This is a genomic window from Nocardioides sp., from assembly GCF_036405735.1.
Lineage (GTDB): Bacteria > Actinomycetota > Actinomycetes > Propionibacteriales > Nocardioidaceae > Nocardioides.
In genome coordinates, this window is the sequence record NZ_DASWXC010000008.1 from 24347 (window position 1) to 39714 (window position 15368).

A 15368-nucleotide genomic window follows, 5' to 3' on the forward strand; every position below is an offset into this window, starting at 1 on the left:
ACACCGGGGGCATTGTCGGCATGAGCATCACTACCTCGACCCGAATTCCACACGGCATCTGGAGCTGGCGCAGCTCCGCGCTCGTCCTCCTGCTCGTTCTCGCTCCGATCGCCGGCCTGGGTGTCGTCGCGGTTCGCGAGCGCAGTCTCATCGACGCGGCCCGCGTCGAGAACGTCATCACCGCGCCCGCGACCCTCGTCGCGGCGCTCGCCTTCTACGTCGCCTGGCGGATCTCCCGCGAGTCGCCACTGGCCTGGGTCTCCCTCGCCTTCACCGTGCTGGCGTGCCAGGTGGTCGTCACCAGCGGACTCCAGCTCATCACCTCGACGTCGGCCGGCCGCGGCTGGTCCACCCTCGCCGACCTCGCGATCCTCGAGGTGACGATGTTCTGCGCCGCGCTGGCGCGACGCCACCGGCTCCCCGTTGACCCGGCCGCGCTGGGATTCCTCATCGGCCTGGGGCTGACGCCGCCACGTCTGCTCGCGAGCACCGTGGCGCCGGACGTCGGCCTCGGCACCGGCGTCGCGACGGTGAGCTTCGCCGTACTCGTCACCGGGACCTGCGCCTTCCTGCTGGCCGTGGCCGGCCTGCCGTGGTGGCTGCGGATCCGGCTGGCGGCGGCGGTGGTCCTCGTCAGCGGCGCCAACGTCGCGATGCTCAGCGCCACCACCTGGACCGCCGCCGTGACGCTCGCTCTGGACGGGCTGGGGGCGGCGATCCTCGTGACGTGCGCGCTCTCCGCCGTCCGGGCAGCCGCGCTCCGCCTGCTGCAGGAGCATCAGGCGCTGGGCCGGCGGCTCGAGGAGGTGGAGGCCACCTCCCGCGTCGACCACGCCCGGATGCACGAGATCAACGCGACACTCGCCGGGATCACCTCGGCGAGCCATGTCATCGCCGACTGGGAGCACGTCAGCCAGCAGCGTCGCGCGATGCTGGAGGAGATGATGCGCTCCGAGCTGGCGCGGCTGCAGCGGCTGGTGGCGGAGCCGCCCGCCGAGCAGGTTCACATCCCCCGTCCCCGCACCGTGGACCTCGACGAGACGATCGGACGCCTGGCGCTGGCCCACGAGGTCCGCGGCAACTCGGTGAGCTGGTCCCCCAGTGGGGAGCAGGTCGCCGCCGAGCCGGACGCGGTCGCCGAGGTGATCAACATCCTCCTCGACAACGCGGCCAAGCACGGCTCCTCGGCGGCGGAGGTCACCGTCGACCACGTGGGCGACGCGGTCGAGGTCAGCGTCTCCGACTCGGGACCGGGCGTCAGCCCCGACCTGCGTGAACGGCTCTTCCACTGGGGCAGTCGAGGTCAGACGTCGCAGGGCCAGGGCATCGGTCTCCACATCGCGCACCAGCTGGCCCGGGAGCAGGGTGGCTACCTCGTCCTGCGCGACGGACCCGAGCAAGGGACCACGTTCGTCGTCGGACTTCGAGCAGCAGGAGGCGTCGTACCGGAGGACGGCCATGACGCAGCCCATCTCTCGTAACCGCTTCCGGATCCTGGTCATCGACGACCATGCGCTGTTCGCCGAGTCCCTCGAGCTGGCCCTGTCGGTCGAGGGGTACGACGTCCGACGGGTGCCGGTGCCGGACGGGGCCGGGACGTCCGGGACGCTGCTGTCGACCCTGACCCGGCTCCGGCCCCGGATCGTGCTGCTCGACCTCGACCTGGGCAAGTTCGGCGACGGCGTGCGCCTGATCGCCCCGTTGGCCAAGGCCGGCATCAACGTGGTGGTCGTGACCGCGACACCCGACCGGGGTCGCTGGGGCGAGGCGGTGCGCCACGGCGCGCGCGCCGTCCTGGGCAAGTCCCGTCCCCTCAACGACATCCTCTCGACGGTGCGGCGCATCAACCAGGGGCTGCCGGTCATGACGCACGAGGAGCGCGAGGAGCTGCTGCGACTGTGGCAGGAGCACCGCTCGCAGCTGCACGAGCTGCAGGAGCGGATCGACCGGCTGACCGCGCGGGAGGCGCAGGTGCTCGGCCACCTCATGCAGGGCCGGACCGTCCACGAGATCGCGGATCTGGGTGTCGTCTCGGAGGCCACGGTGCGCACGCAGGTGAAGTCGATCCTGGCCAAGCTCGGCGTCTCCTCGCAGCTCGCGGCGGTCGGCATCGCCCATCACCTCGGGTGGCGGGCGCCTTCCTGAGCCGGCCTTAACTTTCTTCCCGCATTTGCGGCATGAGCGCGACCGCCGCACGCCCCTAGCGTGACGAGGACGCGGCACCGCACCTGCGGGGCCTCGGAGTGCGAGGAGGCGCTGTGGTCACCGTGACGGTCGTTCCCTCGCCGCGGGATCGCCTCCTGGCGAGTCCGACGGCTCGACCGCAGCGGGCCACGGTGACGGCGGGCGGCCGGCCCTCCCACCGGCCGTCCGTCGGCCTGCGCGAACTGGTCGCCGGAGCGCTCGCCGCGGCGACGACCTGGCTACTGGTCGGCGAGCCCGGCGGGCCGCTCGCGGTCCTCCTGGTGACCGGTTGGGCGCTGCTCGCCTCGGCCTGCCGGCCGCGGCACGGCGTGCTCCCGGCGGCCTGCCGGCCGCCGTACCGTGCCGTGGGAGCGGTCGCCCTGGTCTACTGGGCCGCGACGACGATCGAGGTCGGCGCGACGGTCATCGGACCGGCGCCGTTGTTGCTGTTCACGCTCGCGGCGGCCACCTCATCGGTCGTCGTCGACCTGGCGACGCGTCGTGGCCACGGCGCTCCGCTGCGGGTGCTGGTCGTCGGCGGTGAGGACGACGTCCTCGACGTGCTCGACGACCTGGACGCGACGTCGGCCAGGCGTCTGCGCGGGGTCGGCGGATGTACGCCGGACGAGGTCGTCGCCGCCCTGGACCAACTCACCCCCCAGGCTGTGCTGGCCGTCCCCGGGACGGGGCTCGACAGCCGGTTGCTGCAGCGGCTCGGCTGGCTGCTCGAGGAGCGTGGCATCCCGCTGCTGGTGACCACTCGGATCCGCGACGTCGTGCCGGACCGCGCCGTGCTGACCCGCACCGGGTCGCTGGACCTGATCGAGGTCCGGCCCCGGCGCCGCTCCGGCGTCGCCGCCGCCGCCAAGCACGCGTGGGAGCGGCTGGCCGCGGCGCTCGCGCTGCTGCTGCTCACGCCGGTGCTGCTGGGACTCATGCTGTGGATCCGTCTCGACTCACCGGGGCCGGCACTGTTCGCCCAGACCCGCGTCGGGCGCGACGGCCGGACGTTCACCATGCTGAAGCTGCGCACCATGCACGGCGATGCCGAGGTGGTCCGGGCGGGTCTGGTCTCCGAGAGCGACGCGGTGCTCTTCAAGATCCGGCGCGATCCCCGCATCACCCGGGCCGGGCGGCTGCTGCGCAAGTACTCCCTCGACGAGCTGCCGCAGCTGGTCAACGTGATGCTCGGACAGATGTCGCTGGTCGGTCCCCGCCCGGCGCTGCCCGACGAGGTCGCCGGCTACGACGAGGACCCGCGGCGCCGTCTGGTCGTCAAGCCGGGGCTGACCGGGCTGTGGCAGGTGTCCGGGCGCTCCGACCTCACCTGGTCGGAGTCGGTGCGACTGGACCTGGACTACGTCGACAACTGGTCGCTCACCCGTGACCTGGGCATCGTCGCGCGCACCTTCCACGCCGTCCTCACCCACCGCGGCGCCTACTGAGTCGAGACCCGGCTCCTGGCCCGTCGAGACCCGGCTCGTGGCCCGTCAGGCGGTCTCGACGGCGGCGAGCTGCGCCTTCCACTCCCGGAAGGCCTCCTCGGTGCGGCCGCGACGCCAGTACCCGGAGATCGACAGGTCGGCCCGCGGCACCTCCCGCTCGCGCAGCAGGTACGGCCGGAGGGCGTGCATGACGACCTGCGCCTCACCGTGGACGAAGGCGTGGACGCGGCCGGGCAGCCACGGCAGGTCGCGGACGGCGCGCAGCAGCGACGGCTCTTGCCCGCTCGCGTCCGCCATGGCCTCATGGGTCGTGGTGCCCCCGTGCACCCAGCTGACCGCGACGCCTGCCGGAGCCGGCAGCGGCTGCTCGTGGCTGGCGTCGCGCACCTCGACGACGGCGTACCCGCGGGCGTCGGCCGGCAGCGCGGCCAGGGCGGCGCGGATCGCCGGCAGTCCGGCCTCGTCGCCGGCGAGCAGGTGCCAGTCGGCGGCAGCGTTCGGGGCGTAGGCGCCGCCGGGCCCGCGGACCGTGATCCGGTCACCCGGGCGGGCAGCCAGCGCCCACGGACCGGCGAGCCCCTCGTCGCCGGCGCCGTGCACCACGAAGTCGATGGCCAGCGTTCCCGCGTCGACGTCGGGCTCCAACGCGGTGTAGGTGCGCAGCGCGCGGTGGCCGTCCGCGCCCTCGAAGACCAGCTTCACGTAGCGGTCGGTGAACCGGCTGCCGCCGAACGCCTCGGCGAAGGCGGCAGGGTCGACGGCCGCGAACCGGACCCGCACCATGCCGTCGGTCAGCCGCTCGGTCGCGGTGACGGTGAGCTCGGTGAAGGGCTTCGGCGCGGTCATGAAGGTGAGCCTAACTTCCGGCGTACCGACGCCGCGGGGCGGCTCAGACCTCGGTGCCGTGCTCGGCCACGAACGCGACGATCGCCTCGGCCAGCTCGGGCCGGCACACGATGAGGTCGGGCAGGTAGACGTCGTCCTGGTTGTAGCGCAGCGGGCTGCCGTCGACGCGGCTCGTGTGGAGCCCGGCCGCCGCCGCCACCGCGACGGGCGCCGCGGAGTCCCACTCGTACTGGCCGCCGGCGTGCACGTAGGCGTCGGTCAGGTCGCGGGCGACGCTCATCACCTTCACCCCGGCCGAGCCCATCGGCACCAGCTCGGCGTCGAGGTGCTCGGCCAGCGCGGTCACGAACGCCGGCGGCCGGCTCCGGCTGACCGCGATGCGGGGTCGCTCGCCGGCACGGTGGTCCGCGCTGTCGAGGCCCGGCACGACCGGAGCCGCGCCGGTGTGGAACGTCGCACCGAGCGCCGGCTGCGCGACGGCGCCGGCCACCAGCTCGCCGCGCTCCCACAGCGCCACGTGCACCGCCCAGTCGTCGCGCGGCACCTCGGAGAACTCGCGGGTGCCGTCGAGCGGGTCGATGATCCAGACCCGCTCGGCCGCGAGCCGGCGCTTGTCGTCCTTGCCCTCCTCGGAGAGCACCGCGTCCTGCGGACGGTATGTCGACAGCAGGCTGGTCAGCAGCTCGTGGGCCGCCAGGTCGCCCGCGTCCTTGAGCTCGCGACCCTCCAGGCCGGTGGCGCGCACCTCCAGCAGCCGCTCCCCCGCGGCGTCGGCCAGCCAGGCGGCGAAGAGGTGGTCGTCGGTGGGCGGCGTCCCGGGCTCGAAGGTCACCGGGGAACCCTAACCCGTCGCCGTGACCCGCCCTGGCCGCTGTCTCGTGCTCAGCTGTTGAACCGCTGCTGGGTGCGCTCGAGGCCCTCGGAGACCAGCGACTCGACGGCGTCGGCGGCGGTGTCGGCCTGGAACGGGACGACCTTCCGCTCGGCGGCCGAGTAGTTCGACAGGACGAAGTCGGCGACGTCCTGGCGCCCCGGCGGGCGGCCGATGCCGACCCGGATCCGATAGAACTCACCGGTGCCCAGCGAGGAGCGGATCGACTTGAGGCCGTTGTGGCCGTTGTCCCCACCACCGAGCTTGACGCGCATGGTGTCGAAGGGGATGTCGAGCTCGTCGTGGATCACGATGAGCCGCTCCGGCGGCACCTTGTAGAAGGTCGCCAGCGCCTTCACGGGCCCGCCCACCTCGTTCATGTAGGACCGCGGACGGCCCAGGACGAGCCGAGGGCCGACCCCACCGCTGCTAGCGGGGAGGCGGCCCTCGACGACGTCGGCGCGGCCGGTCTTGTGGCTCCGGTAGGAGGCACCCAGCCGCCGGGCGAGCTCGTCGTTGACGAGATACCCGATGTTGTGGCGATGACCGGCGTACGCCGGGCCGGGGTTCCCCAGCCCGACGACGAGCCAGACGGCGTCGGCGCCGTGAGGGCCGCCGGAGCTCCTGGCGTCGGTCACCGGTGGGTCACTCGCCCTCGGTCGCCTCGGCCTCGACCTCGGCGGTCGACTCCTCGTGCACGATGCCGGCCTCGGCCTCGGCGGCCTCGAGGTCGGCCTCGACCTGCGCGGCGGTCGGGGCGGCGGCGACGTTCACGACGGTGGCGTCGGCGTCGGTGAGCAGCGTGACGCCCTTCGGCAGGGCCACCTCACCGGCGGTGACGAGGGTGCCGGCGGCCAGACCCTCGACGGAGACCTCGAGGCCCTCGGGGACGTGGGTGGCCTCGGCCTCGACCGAGATGGTCGCCTGCTCGAGGGTCACGATGGTCTCCTTGGCGGCCTCGCCGACCACGGTGAGCGCAATGTCGACGGTGACCTTCTCGCCGGCCTTCACCGCGACGAAGTCGATGTGCTCGATGACGCGGCGCAGGTGGTCGACCTGGACCTGCTTGGTCAGCGCGAGCTGGGTCGTGCCCTCGATGTCGAGCTCCAGCAGGGCGTTGGCGCCGTGGTGCTTGAGCGCCATCATCGTCTCGTGGCCCGGCAGGGTCACGTGGGTGGCCTCCGAGCCGTGACCGTAGACGACGGCAGGGATCTTGTTCTCGCGGCGGATCCGGCGGGCAGCGCCCTTGCCGAACTCGTTGCGGACCTCGGCGGTGATCTTCTCGCTGGTCATGACGTGCTCCTGGAACCTGGGGATCGGATGGTGGGGGCCGCTCGGGCCGAGAGACTCCGACAGGCACAGAAAAAGCCGCGAGCAACAGGGCGCGCGGCTTGTCAGCCTGCCCTGTCGATCACGGAGTCCCTGGTGCCGGTGGGGCTCCCTCGCCGAGGCAACTGCGTCAGTCTAGGGCCGCGGGCGGCGTACGCCGAAATCGCCGCCGCGATGCTCACGGCTGTTCATCGAGGTATGCAGTCCAATGCGCGCTCCCCTCGCGGAGTTCCGCACGGGAAGTGCATCTTTCCCTGCATACCTTGCCGAACAGCCAGGCGGGTACGCCGGACGGATGCCCCGCCCACGCGGCTCGGTCTCGACACGCTCCGTCACGACCTCGCGAGCTCGGTCGTGGTCGCTGCGGTTCCTGAGGAGCCGAGGGACGAGGCGTCTCGAAGGGCGACCACCAACGATCGCGCCCGCTGGCGCGGTCGCGATCAGGCGTGGCCGTCGAACATCGAGGTGACGGAGCCGTCCTCGAACACCTCGCGGATGGCGCGGGCGAGCATCGGGGCGATCGAGAGCGTCGTCAGCTTGTCGAACTGCTTGCTGTCCTCGATGGGCAGCGTGTCGGTGACGATGACCTCGATGGCGGGGCTGTTCTTGAGCCGGTCCACGGCGGGGTCGGACAGGATCGCGTGGGTGGCGGCGATGACCACGCCGGCGGCTCCCTCGGCCATGATCGCCTCGGCGGCCTTCACGATCGTGCCGCCGGTGTCGATGATGTCGTCGGTCAGCACGCAGATCTTGCCGGCCACCTCACCGACGACGCGGTTGGCGACCGTCTCGTTGGGCCGGGTGGTGTCGCGGGTCTTGTGGATGAACGCCAGCGGTACGCCGCCCAGGCGGGCCGACCAGCGCTCGGCGACCTTGATCCGCCCGGCGTCGGGCGAGACGACGGCGAGCTCGGCGCCGTGGGCGTCGCCGTACTTGCCCTTGATGTAGTCGGCCAGCACCGGCAGCGCCATCAGGTGGTCGACGGGTCCGTCGAAGTAGCCCTGCAACTGGTCGGCGTGCAGGTCGACCGAGATGATCCGGTCGGCGCCGGCGGTCTTGAACAGGTCGGCCATCAGCCGGGCCGAGATCGGCTCGCGGCCGCGGTGCTTCTTGTCCTGTCGGCTGTAGCCCCAGAACGGCATCACGACGGTGATCCGCTTGGCCGAGGCGCGCTTGAGCGCGTCGACCATGATCAGGTGCTCCATGATCCACTGGTTGATCGGAGCGGTGTGGCTCTGGATCACGAAGGCGTCCGAGCCGCGCACGGACTCCTGGTAGCGGACGTAGATCTCGGAGTTGGCGAACTCGTAGGCGGTGGTCGGCACCAGCTCGGTCTCGAGCAGGTCGGCGACCTCCTGCGCCAGCGTGGGGTGGGCCCGGCCACTGAAGACCATCAGGTGCTTCTCGGTGGTCTTCTTCATTCCGGTCACAAGCCGCTCCTGCCTGGGGGCACTCGGGATGGGCGATCGCTCAGGATTCTCCCCCACCGGGGGCCGAGTCCCCAACCCGGGAAGAGTCGTTGTGAGACGCCTCTCGTTCACCGGCCGGTCCCCCGCCCGCCGCCTGCGCCGCAGCGGCCTGGGCCGTACCGGCCCGCTTGCGCGGGGCCCAGTCCTCGATGACCCGCAGCGGGCCGCTGCTGACCGCGAGCGCCCCAGGCGGCACCTCGCCACGGACCACGGTCCCGCCTCCGGTCGAGGCACCGTCGCCGATCGTCACCGGAGCGACGAAGGTGTTGTTGGAGCCGGTCTTGGCGTGCCGGCCCACGGTCGTGCGGTGCTTGGCGACGCCGTCGTAGTTGGCGAAGATCGTCCCCGCGCCGATGTTCGCGCCCTCCCCGATCTCGGCGTCGCCGACGTAGGACAGGTGCGGCACCTTCGCGCCGTCGCCGATCACGGCGTTCTTGGTCTCGACGAAGCCCCCGATCTTGCCGCCCGCGCCCAGCCGGGTGCCTGGCCGCAGGTAGGAGAACGGGCCCACGTCGGCGCTCTCGCCCACCACGGCCAGCTCGGCGTGGGTCCGCACGACATGGGCGCCCGCGCCGACCTCGCAGTCGCGAAGCGTGGTGTCGGGGCCGATGACGGCGTCCTCGCCGACGACGGTGGCGCCGAGCAGCTGGGTGCCGGGCAGCACGGTGACGTCCGGCGCGAGCTCGACGTCGACGTCGATCCAGGTCGTGGCCGGGTCCACGACGGTGACGCCCTCGCGCATCCAGCGGCCCACCACCCGCGCGTTGAGCAGCGCCCCGAGGGCCGCGAGCTGGGCACGGTCGTTGGCGCCCTCGATCTCGGTGACGTCGTCGATCACGTGGGCCCCGACCGGCAGGCCGGCGGCCCGGGCCAGCGCGACCGTGTCGGTCAGGTAGTACTCGCCCTTGGCGTTGTCGTTGCCGATCCGACCGAGCGCGTCGGCCAGGAACGCCGCCTCGAAGGCGAGGATGCCGGAGTTGATCTCCCGGATCGCCCGCTGCTCGGCGGTCGCGTCCTTCTCCTCCACGATCGCCTCGACGACGCCCTCGGCGCCGCGCACGATCCGGCCGTAGCCGAACGGGTCGCCGACGACACCGGACAGGATGCTCACCGCCCGCCCGGAGGCCCTGTGGTCGGCCAGGAACGCCTGCAGGCTCTCGCCGCGCAGCAGCGGCGTGTCGCCGTACGCCACCAGGACGGTGCCGCCCGGCTGCTGGCCCAGGCCGAGCGCGTCGGCCGCCATCCGGACGGCGTGCGCGGTGCCGAGCTGCTCCTCCTGCACGGCCAGGACGGCCTCGGGCATCAGCTCCTGGACGTGCGGCGCGACCTGCTCCCGCTGGTGGCCGACGACGGTGACGACGCGCGCCGGCTCGAGGGTGCGTACGGCGGCCAGCACGTGCCCCACCATGCTCCGCCCGCCGACCCGATGGAGAACCTTGGCGGTCTTCGACTTCATCCGCGTCCCGCCTCCGGCGGCGAGGACGACGACGCTCAGCTCGGTCACGAGGACACTCCTCCAGCGGGTTGGAACGGCTTACGGCAGTCTAGGAGGTGGTGCGGCGCATCCTGGCGGCGCGGGAGGGGGAATGGTCCGACGTGCCTCATGGACCTGGCCGGAGTGTCCCTGCCTTCGACCTGCGCCGCGCCTGGCGGGAGCCGCCCGCGGTCAGCGCCCCTGCGGCGATGCGCTGGACCAACGTGTCGTTCTGGCTGCTCGGCGGGCTGGTGCTGCTCGTGGCCAGCAGCCTGCTGGGCTGGGAGACGGCCGACCGGAGCGGCATCGCCGCGATCGGCGGCACCGCCGTCGTCGTCGGCCTGGTCATCCTCGCGTTCGGCCTGCGGTTCCGCCGGTGGACCTACCACCTGCTGTCCCTCGTCGGCACGGCCCTGATCACCGTCGCCGTGCTGCTGGGAGGAGGGGGCGCGAGCGCGTTGGCGCTGAGCTGCCCCTTCCTGTTCGTGATGACGAACGCCGCCTTCATGTTCTCGCTGCGCGCCGCGGCGGCCCACATCGCGCTGGCCGAGACGGCAGCCGTGGTCACCCTGACCCACCACGGGCTGCCGGCCGGCGAGATCCTGCTCGTCGCGGGCTGCAAGATCGGCTCGGCGGCGGTCGTGGGCTGGCTGGCCCGCGTCGCGAACGCCGCCGAGGAGGACGCGGTCACCGGACTGCTGAACCGGCGCGGCCTGGACCGCAAGCTCGAGGAGGCGATGCGCGCCGCCGCCGGCGGACACCCGCTCAGCCTCGCGCTGATCGACATCGACAGGTTCCAGACGGTCAACGAGGACGAGGGGCAGCATGCGGCGGACCGGCTGCTCCAGCAGTGCGCCGAGGCCATGCGGGAGCGTCTCCCCGACGCCGCGTGCCTGGGCCGGTACGCCGGCGACACGTTCGCCCTGCTGATCCCGGACGTCCCGCTGGGTCGCGCCGCCGACCTGGCCGACGAGCTGCGGTCGCTGCGACCCGGATCGGAGTCGATCACGATGTCGGCGGGGGTGGCCGCCTGGGAGCCCGGCGACTCGGCGTCGATGCTGATGAGCCGCGCCGACGTCGCGCTCTACGACGCGAAGTCGGCCGGACGCGACCGGACGGTCGTCCACGGCGATCCGGATCGCTCCTCCAGCGAGCTCGAGGCGGCGATCGAGAGGGGCGAGCTCCGGCTCTACCGGCAGCCGATCGTGCAGCTCACCACCCGCGAGACCATCGGCTACGAGGCCCTCGTGCGCTGGCACCACCCGACGCGTGGCGTCGTCTACCCCGGCGACTTCGTCCCGAACGCCGAGCGCACCGGCGCCATCCGCTCGCTGGGCCGGTGGATGCTGGGCGAGGTGTGCCGGACGACCATGTCCGCACCCGGTCCGCGCGTCTCGGTGGGCCTCAACGCCTCGGTCCGCGAGCTGCAGGACCCCCGCTACGCCGACGACGTCCGCCGTGAGCTGCAGCGCTGGTCGATGCCCGGCAACCTCCTGGTCGTCGAGGTCACGGAGTCCGCCGTCGGCGGCGAGGATCCGCGGGTGCTGCAGAACCTGCACCGGCTCCGGGACCTGGGCGTCCTGGTCGCCATCGACGACTTCGGCTCCGGCTACTCCTCCTTCAAGCGGCTCGAGACCTTCCCCATCAACGTCCTCAAGATCGACGGCTCGCTGGTCAGCTCGATCCGTGAGGAGTCCACGGAGGCGCCCGTCCTGGAGGCGATCATCGCGCTGGCCCGAGCCCTGGGCGTCAAGGTGGTCGCCGAGTGGGTGGAGACCGAGCACCAGGCCCGGCTGCTGACCCGGATCGACTGCGACTTCGGACAGGGCTTCCTCCTCGGCGCGCCGGAGCCGGTGGCGACCGGCGACACCGAAGGTGCGTCACCGGGCCGCACCTGACACACTCCGGCCACCATCCCGGAGCAGACCTGGAACCCGTTGGCACCCGTTGGAAGAGGACACTCGTGGACATCAGCTACCCCCTCGTCATCGCGGCGGCGAAAACGTGGTTCAAGCTCGGCGGCATCCGCATCGACATGACCGGGCTCGAGCACATCCCCGAGGACGGTGGGGCGCTGCTGGCGATCAACCACGTGTCCTACGTCGACTATCTGATGGCGGGCTACCCCGGCGTCGAGCGCGGTCGGCTGACCCGGTTCATGGCCAAGCGCGAGGTCTTCGACCACCCGGTCGGCGGTCCCGTGATGCGCTCGTTCCACCACATCAGCGTCGACCGGGCGTCCGGTGAGGAGTCGATGCGGGTCGCCGCCGACAAGCTGCGCGAGGGCGAGGTCGTCGGCATCTTCCCTGAGGCCACCATCTCGCGGAGCTTCCTGATCAAGGACCTCAAGACCGGCGCGGTGCGGATCGCCGCCGACGCCGGCGTACCGCTGGTGCCGGTCGTCCTCTTCGGCACCCAGCGCATCCTCACCAAGGGCCAGCCGCGCGACTTCTCCCGCGGCAAGACGATCAGCATCGAGGTCGGGGAGCCGATGCACCCGACCGCCGCGGACCCGGTCGCCGAGACCGCCGAGCTGCGCCGCCGCATGGAGGAGATGCTGGACCGGCTGATCACGAGCTACCCCGCCGACGAGCGCCCGCCCGGCGCGTGGTGGGTGCCGCAGGCGTACGGCGGCTCGGCTCCGACGCTGGAGGAGGCCGAGGCGATGTACGCCGAGGAGCGCCGGCTGCGGGCCGAGCGGAAGGCCGCGAAGAAGCGCTGAGGCAGGGCGGGGGTGCGGCCCTCTTGCGAGCCTCTCCGAGGAGGCGCATCGTGGGACGGACGGGACCCGAGCGAGGAGGACGCGATGCAGGCGAAGGTCGGCGACCACCTGCTGGTCGAGGGGCACAAGGTCGGGCAGCCCCGCCGTGACGGGGAGGTGCTGGAGGTGCGCGGCGCCGACGGCCAGCCGCCGTACGTCGTGCGCTGGGCCGACGGGCACGAGGGGCTGGTCTACCCCGGCCCGGACGCGCACGTCGTGCCGGGGACTACCGGCTAGGCGGTTCGCGGACTCCTCGGGGCGCGGTGGCCCTACGCTGCCCGGGTGCGCGTCCACCACCTCAACTGCGGCACCATGCGCCCGCTCGGCGAGCGGCTGCTCACCGGTGCCGGCAGCCTGCTCCGCACCGCCGACCTCGTCTGCCACTGCCTGCTCGTCGAGACCGCTGCCGGGCTGGTTCTGGTCGACACCGGCTTCGGCCTGGGTGACGTCGCCGCCCCCGCCGGGCTCGGGCGAAGCTTCCGCCGTGCCGTCCGTCCGGTGCTGAGGGAGTCCGAGACCGCCGTACGCCAGATCGAGGCGCTCGGCTTCACCGCCGCCGACGTGACCGACATCGTGGTGACCCACCTCGACCTCGACCACATCGGCGGCATCGGTGACTTCCCCCGGGCGCGGGTGCACGTCTACGCCGACGAGCTGACCGCCTTCCACGCCCGGGCGACGCTGCTCGAGCGTGAGCGCTACCACCGCCGCCTCGTGGCGCACGGACCGGACTGGCGCACCTACGACCTGGCCGGCGACACCTGGCACGGCTTCTCGTCGGTGCGCGTGCTCGACCTCCCGGACGCGGAGGTCGCCCTGGTCCCGCTCGTCGGCCACACCCGCGGTCACTGCGGCGTCGCGGTCCGTACGCCGGCCGGCTGGCTGCTGCACGCCGGCGACGCCTACTTCGCGCAGTCCGAGGTCACCGACGGCACCGCACCGGTCGGCCTGCGGGTCTTCCAGACACTCATGCAGGTCGACGGCCGGGCCCGTCACGAGAACCAGGCGCGACTGCGAGAGCTGGTCGGCTCCTCCCCCGAGGTCACCGTCTTCTGTGCTCATGACCGGGCGACGTTCGAGCGCCTGGCCGCACAGGTGAAGCTCCCCGGGTAGGAGTCGAACCTACGTCGCTAGTCCTGATTCAAAGTCAGGCGGGCCCTGCCGGCAGACCAACCGGGGAAAGATCAAGGCACACCTTACGGATGCGCCCAGCCGACCCGCATCCGGGCCACGGCGGGGTCGGGTCCGCCGTACATGTCCTCCCCGGCTCCGACCTCGAGATGCTCGACGACGCCGCCGTGCGACTCGATCTCACCCTGCAGCCAGACGGGGTCGAAGCGGCGGGTCAGTCCGGACGGCTCGGGCAGCGGGGCGGGCGAGGGCGCGGAGAACTCCAGGAAGAGCTTCCCGCCCCGTCGCAGCGCGGCGGCGGCGAGCCGGAAGAGGTTGTGCCGAGCGTCCTCGTCCAGCGACCCGATCAGGCCGCGGGCGTAGAGGTGGTGCGGGTCGCGGCCCAGGGTGCCGAGCAGCCACGACACGTGCCGGGTCTCGTTGAGCGACACCACCTCGAGCGGGACGTCGGCGAAGCCGAGGGCGTCGCGGACGCGGTGCATGTGGGTGAGCGCCGGCAGCGAGTAGTCGACCGCGAGGGCGGGGTGGCCCTGCGAGCGGAGCCAGAAGACGTCGCGTCCCGTCCCGGCGCCGAGGTCGGCGACCTTGGCACCGGCGCCCAGCTGCGGCTCCACCCACCGCGCGAACGGCGACGGCCCGGTCGGGACCCGCTCGACGGGCGCGCCCTGGTAGATCCCGGCCCACAGCGGGACCTCGGTGCGGAAGCCGCGGTACCAGCCGTCGAGCCTGCGGGTGCCGACCGGGTTGTCGCGGTAGCGGAAGCCGGGATCCGGCACGCGCCAGCCCGGCCCGTAGATGAACGCGAGCATCTCCTCGGGATGGCGAGGGGCGGGGAACGACCGACCTTCGAGGGTGACGCTGCCGAGCGGCACCAGGTGCGCCGCGGCGTCGAAGGAGCCGTTGCGGTTGCCGAACTGATAGAAGGTGTCGTTGATCGTGAAGGCCGAGAAGATGTCGATGTGGGCGCTGCGCCCGTCGGACAGCGGCCAGATCACCTTCATGTCGCCGGCCGACATCCGCAGCATCTGCCAGCCCAGCGCGCTGAGCTCGCGGTAGATCCGGTAGCTCTCGCGGATGATGTCGACCGGCGTCGCGTGGTGGCTGTAGTAGCACAGGTCGACGTCGGAGTCGTGCCCCAGCATCGTGCCCTGCCGCGCCGCCCCCAGCAGCGCGCCGTAGCAGAGGTAGGCGTCGACGCCGCAGCGCTCGCGCAGCTCGCGCAGCACCGTCTCCGTCGCGTCGAGCAGCTCGCTCTTGAGACCCTCGGGGGTCTCCTCGAAGGAGCGGGTCAGGTGGCCCACCTTGTCGATGGAGTACGGCGCACCGTCCTCGTCGACGAACGCGACCGGGGCATCCGCCGCCTCACCCTCCCCGAAGCGCACCTCCTGGTCGAGCAGCACCACGTCGCCGTCGTACGTCGCGATGCGCAGCCGGGTCGTGCCGATCAGGAAGGGCCGCAGCGCGGCGGGCCAGTCGATGCGGAAGCCGTCGGCGCCGAACGCGCCGTCCCGTCCGGGCGTGAAGGACCAGACGTACTGCTCGTCGAAGTGCACCAGCAACGGCACCTGCGGCGCCTGCGGGAGCAGGACTCCCTGCTGGTCGATCGCGGGCACCGTCAGCCCTGTCCCCGCAGCTCGGCGAGGAGCGCGTCGATGCGCGCCTGGTCCTTGTCGTGGACGGCGACGAGGAGCTGTGCGAGCTGGTCGGTGAGCTCCTCGACCCGCTGCCGCAGGACGCGGTTCTCGGCGACCTCCCGCTCGAGTCGCGCCACCCGCTCGCGCAGGCTCTCGTTCTCCGGGTGGCCCGGGTTCTGGGACGTCGCAGCCATCAGTGGTGCTCCTTCGGGTGCGGCCAGGTG

At 72.4% G+C, this 15368-nt stretch carries 15 protein-coding genes and 1 tRNA gene; 7 read left to right on the plus strand and 9 right to left on the minus strand.

Features of this window, described 5'->3' with window-relative positions; translation table 11 throughout:
* The first annotated feature begins 20 nt into the window (after positions 1 to 20).
* The 3 genes from VGE38_RS00920 to VGE38_RS00930 all read left to right on the plus strand — a co-directional run bounded on the left by VGE38_RS00920 (position 21) and on the right by VGE38_RS00930 (position 3629).
* Positions 21 to 1481: a sensor histidine kinase gene (locus VGE38_RS00920; protein WP_331140651.1), complete on the plus strand. Its 1461-nt coding sequence runs from the start codon at positions 21 to 23 to the stop codon at positions 1479 to 1481.
* A complete protein-coding gene (locus VGE38_RS00925; protein ID WP_331140652.1) occupies positions 1459 to 2145 on the plus strand; it encodes a response regulator transcription factor in 687 nt (228 codons plus the stop codon). The genes VGE38_RS00920 and VGE38_RS00925 overlap by 23 nt, the downstream gene beginning before the upstream one ends.
* Positions 2146 to 2258: 113 nt before the next feature.
* Complete coding sequence (locus tag VGE38_RS00930; protein WP_331140653.1) at positions 2259 to 3629, plus strand: exopolysaccharide biosynthesis polyprenyl glycosylphosphotransferase; 1371 nt, start codon at positions 2259 to 2261, stop codon at positions 3627 to 3629.
* Positions 3630 to 3674: 45 nt separating this feature from the next.
* Here VGE38_RS00930 and VGE38_RS00935 read toward each other — a convergent pair whose 3' ends face one another.
* The 6 genes from VGE38_RS00935 to glmU form a co-directional block, all read right to left on the minus strand.
* Positions 3675 to 4475 carry a siderophore-interacting protein gene (locus VGE38_RS00935; RefSeq protein WP_331140654.1) on the minus strand — a complete coding sequence of 267 codons (801 nt, stop codon included), beginning with the start codon at positions 4473 to 4475 and terminating at the stop codon, positions 3675 to 3677.
* A gap of 43 nt (positions 4476 to 4518) precedes the next feature.
* Complete coding sequence (locus tag VGE38_RS00940) at positions 4519 to 5307, minus strand: 3'(2'),5'-bisphosphate nucleotidase CysQ (protein WP_331140655.1); 789 nt, start codon at positions 5305 to 5307, stop codon at positions 4519 to 4521.
* Between the two features lie 50 nt (positions 5308 to 5357).
* On the minus strand, positions 5358 to 5984 hold the full coding sequence (gene pth / locus VGE38_RS00945; protein WP_331140656.1) for an aminoacyl-tRNA hydrolase: 627 nt from the start codon (positions 5982 to 5984) through the stop codon (positions 5358 to 5360).
* 7 nt (positions 5985 to 5991) lie between these two features.
* Positions 5992 to 6639, minus strand: a complete 648-nt coding sequence (locus VGE38_RS00950) for a 50S ribosomal protein L25/general stress protein Ctc (protein ID WP_331140657.1) — start codon at positions 6637 to 6639, stop codon at positions 5992 to 5994.
* A 476-nt stretch (positions 6640 to 7115) separates the two neighbouring features.
* On the minus strand, positions 7116 to 8105 hold the full coding sequence (locus tag VGE38_RS00955) for a ribose-phosphate diphosphokinase (protein ID WP_524538536.1): 990 nt from the start codon (positions 8103 to 8105) through the stop codon (positions 7116 to 7118).
* Between the two features lie 40 nt (positions 8106 to 8145).
* Positions 8146 to 9648: a bifunctional UDP-N-acetylglucosamine diphosphorylase/glucosamine-1-phosphate N-acetyltransferase GlmU gene (glmU, locus tag VGE38_RS00960; RefSeq protein WP_331140658.1), complete on the minus strand. Its 1503-nt coding sequence runs from the start codon at positions 9646 to 9648 to the stop codon at positions 8146 to 8148.
* Between the two features lie 92 nt (positions 9649 to 9740).
* Here glmU and VGE38_RS00965 point away from each other — a divergent pair, with 92 nt between their 5' ends.
* From VGE38_RS00965 to VGE38_RS00980, 4 genes are all read left to right on the plus strand, one after another.
* On the plus strand, positions 9741 to 11516 hold the full coding sequence (locus VGE38_RS00965) for a putative bifunctional diguanylate cyclase/phosphodiesterase (RefSeq protein WP_331140659.1): 1776 nt from the start codon (positions 9741 to 9743) through the stop codon (positions 11514 to 11516).
* Positions 11517 to 11581: 65 nt separating this feature from the next.
* Positions 11582 to 12340, plus strand: a complete 759-nt coding sequence (locus tag VGE38_RS00970; protein WP_331140660.1) for a lysophospholipid acyltransferase family protein — start codon at positions 11582 to 11584, stop codon at positions 12338 to 12340.
* Positions 12341 to 12424: 84 nt separating this feature from the next.
* Positions 12425 to 12616: a DUF1918 domain-containing protein gene (locus VGE38_RS00975; RefSeq protein ID WP_331140661.1), complete on the plus strand. Its 192-nt coding sequence runs from the start codon at positions 12425 to 12427 to the stop codon at positions 12614 to 12616.
* Positions 12617 to 12661: 45 nt separating this feature from the next.
* Positions 12662 to 13492, plus strand: coding sequence for an MBL fold metallo-hydrolase (locus tag VGE38_RS00980; RefSeq protein WP_331140662.1), 831 nt, complete (start codon positions 12662 to 12664; stop codon positions 13490 to 13492).
* Here the strand turns inward: VGE38_RS00980 and VGE38_RS00985 are convergent.
* The 3 genes from VGE38_RS00985 to VGE38_RS00995 form a co-directional block, all read right to left on the minus strand.
* Positions 13481 to 13559 (minus strand) — tRNA-Gln (locus tag VGE38_RS00985). The two genes, VGE38_RS00980 and VGE38_RS00985, sit on opposite strands and share 12 nt — an antisense overlap.
* A 16-nt stretch (positions 13560 to 13575) precedes the next feature.
* Positions 13576 to 15123, minus strand: a complete 1548-nt coding sequence (locus tag VGE38_RS00990) for a class I SAM-dependent methyltransferase (RefSeq protein ID WP_331140663.1) — start codon at positions 15121 to 15123, stop codon at positions 13576 to 13578.
* A gap of 2 nt (positions 15124 to 15125) precedes the next feature.
* Positions 15126 to 15338, minus strand: coding sequence for a DUF6752 domain-containing protein (locus tag VGE38_RS00995; protein ID WP_331140664.1), 213 nt, complete (start codon positions 15336 to 15338; stop codon positions 15126 to 15128).
* Positions 15339 to 15368 lie beyond the last annotated feature (30 nt).

What these genes read in the sequence shown, in the direction of transcription:
- VGE38_RS00950 (WP_331140657.1), bottom strand. Translation starts at nt 6,639, where the DNA reads ATGACCAGCGAGAAGATCACCGCCGAGGTCCGCAACGAGTTCGGCAAG.
- VGE38_RS00935 (WP_331140654.1), bottom strand. Translation starts at nt 4,475, where the DNA reads ATGACCGCGCCGAAGCCCTTCACCGAGCTCACCGTCACCGCGACCGAG.
- VGE38_RS00925 (WP_331140652.1), top strand. Translation starts at nt 1,459, where the DNA reads ATGACGCAGCCCATCTCTCGTAACCGCTTCCGGATCCTGGTCATCGAC.
- VGE38_RS00975 (WP_331140661.1), top strand. Translation starts at nt 12,425, where the DNA reads ATGCAGGCGAAGGTCGGCGACCACCTGCTGGTCGAGGGGCACAAGGTC.
- VGE38_RS00920 (WP_331140651.1), top strand. Translation starts at nt 21, where the DNA reads ATGAGCATCACTACCTCGACCCGAATTCCACACGGCATCTGGAGCTGG.
- VGE38_RS00995 (WP_331140664.1), bottom strand. Translation starts at nt 15,338, where the DNA reads ATGGCTGCGACGTCCCAGAACCCGGGCCACCCGGAGAACGAGAGCCTG.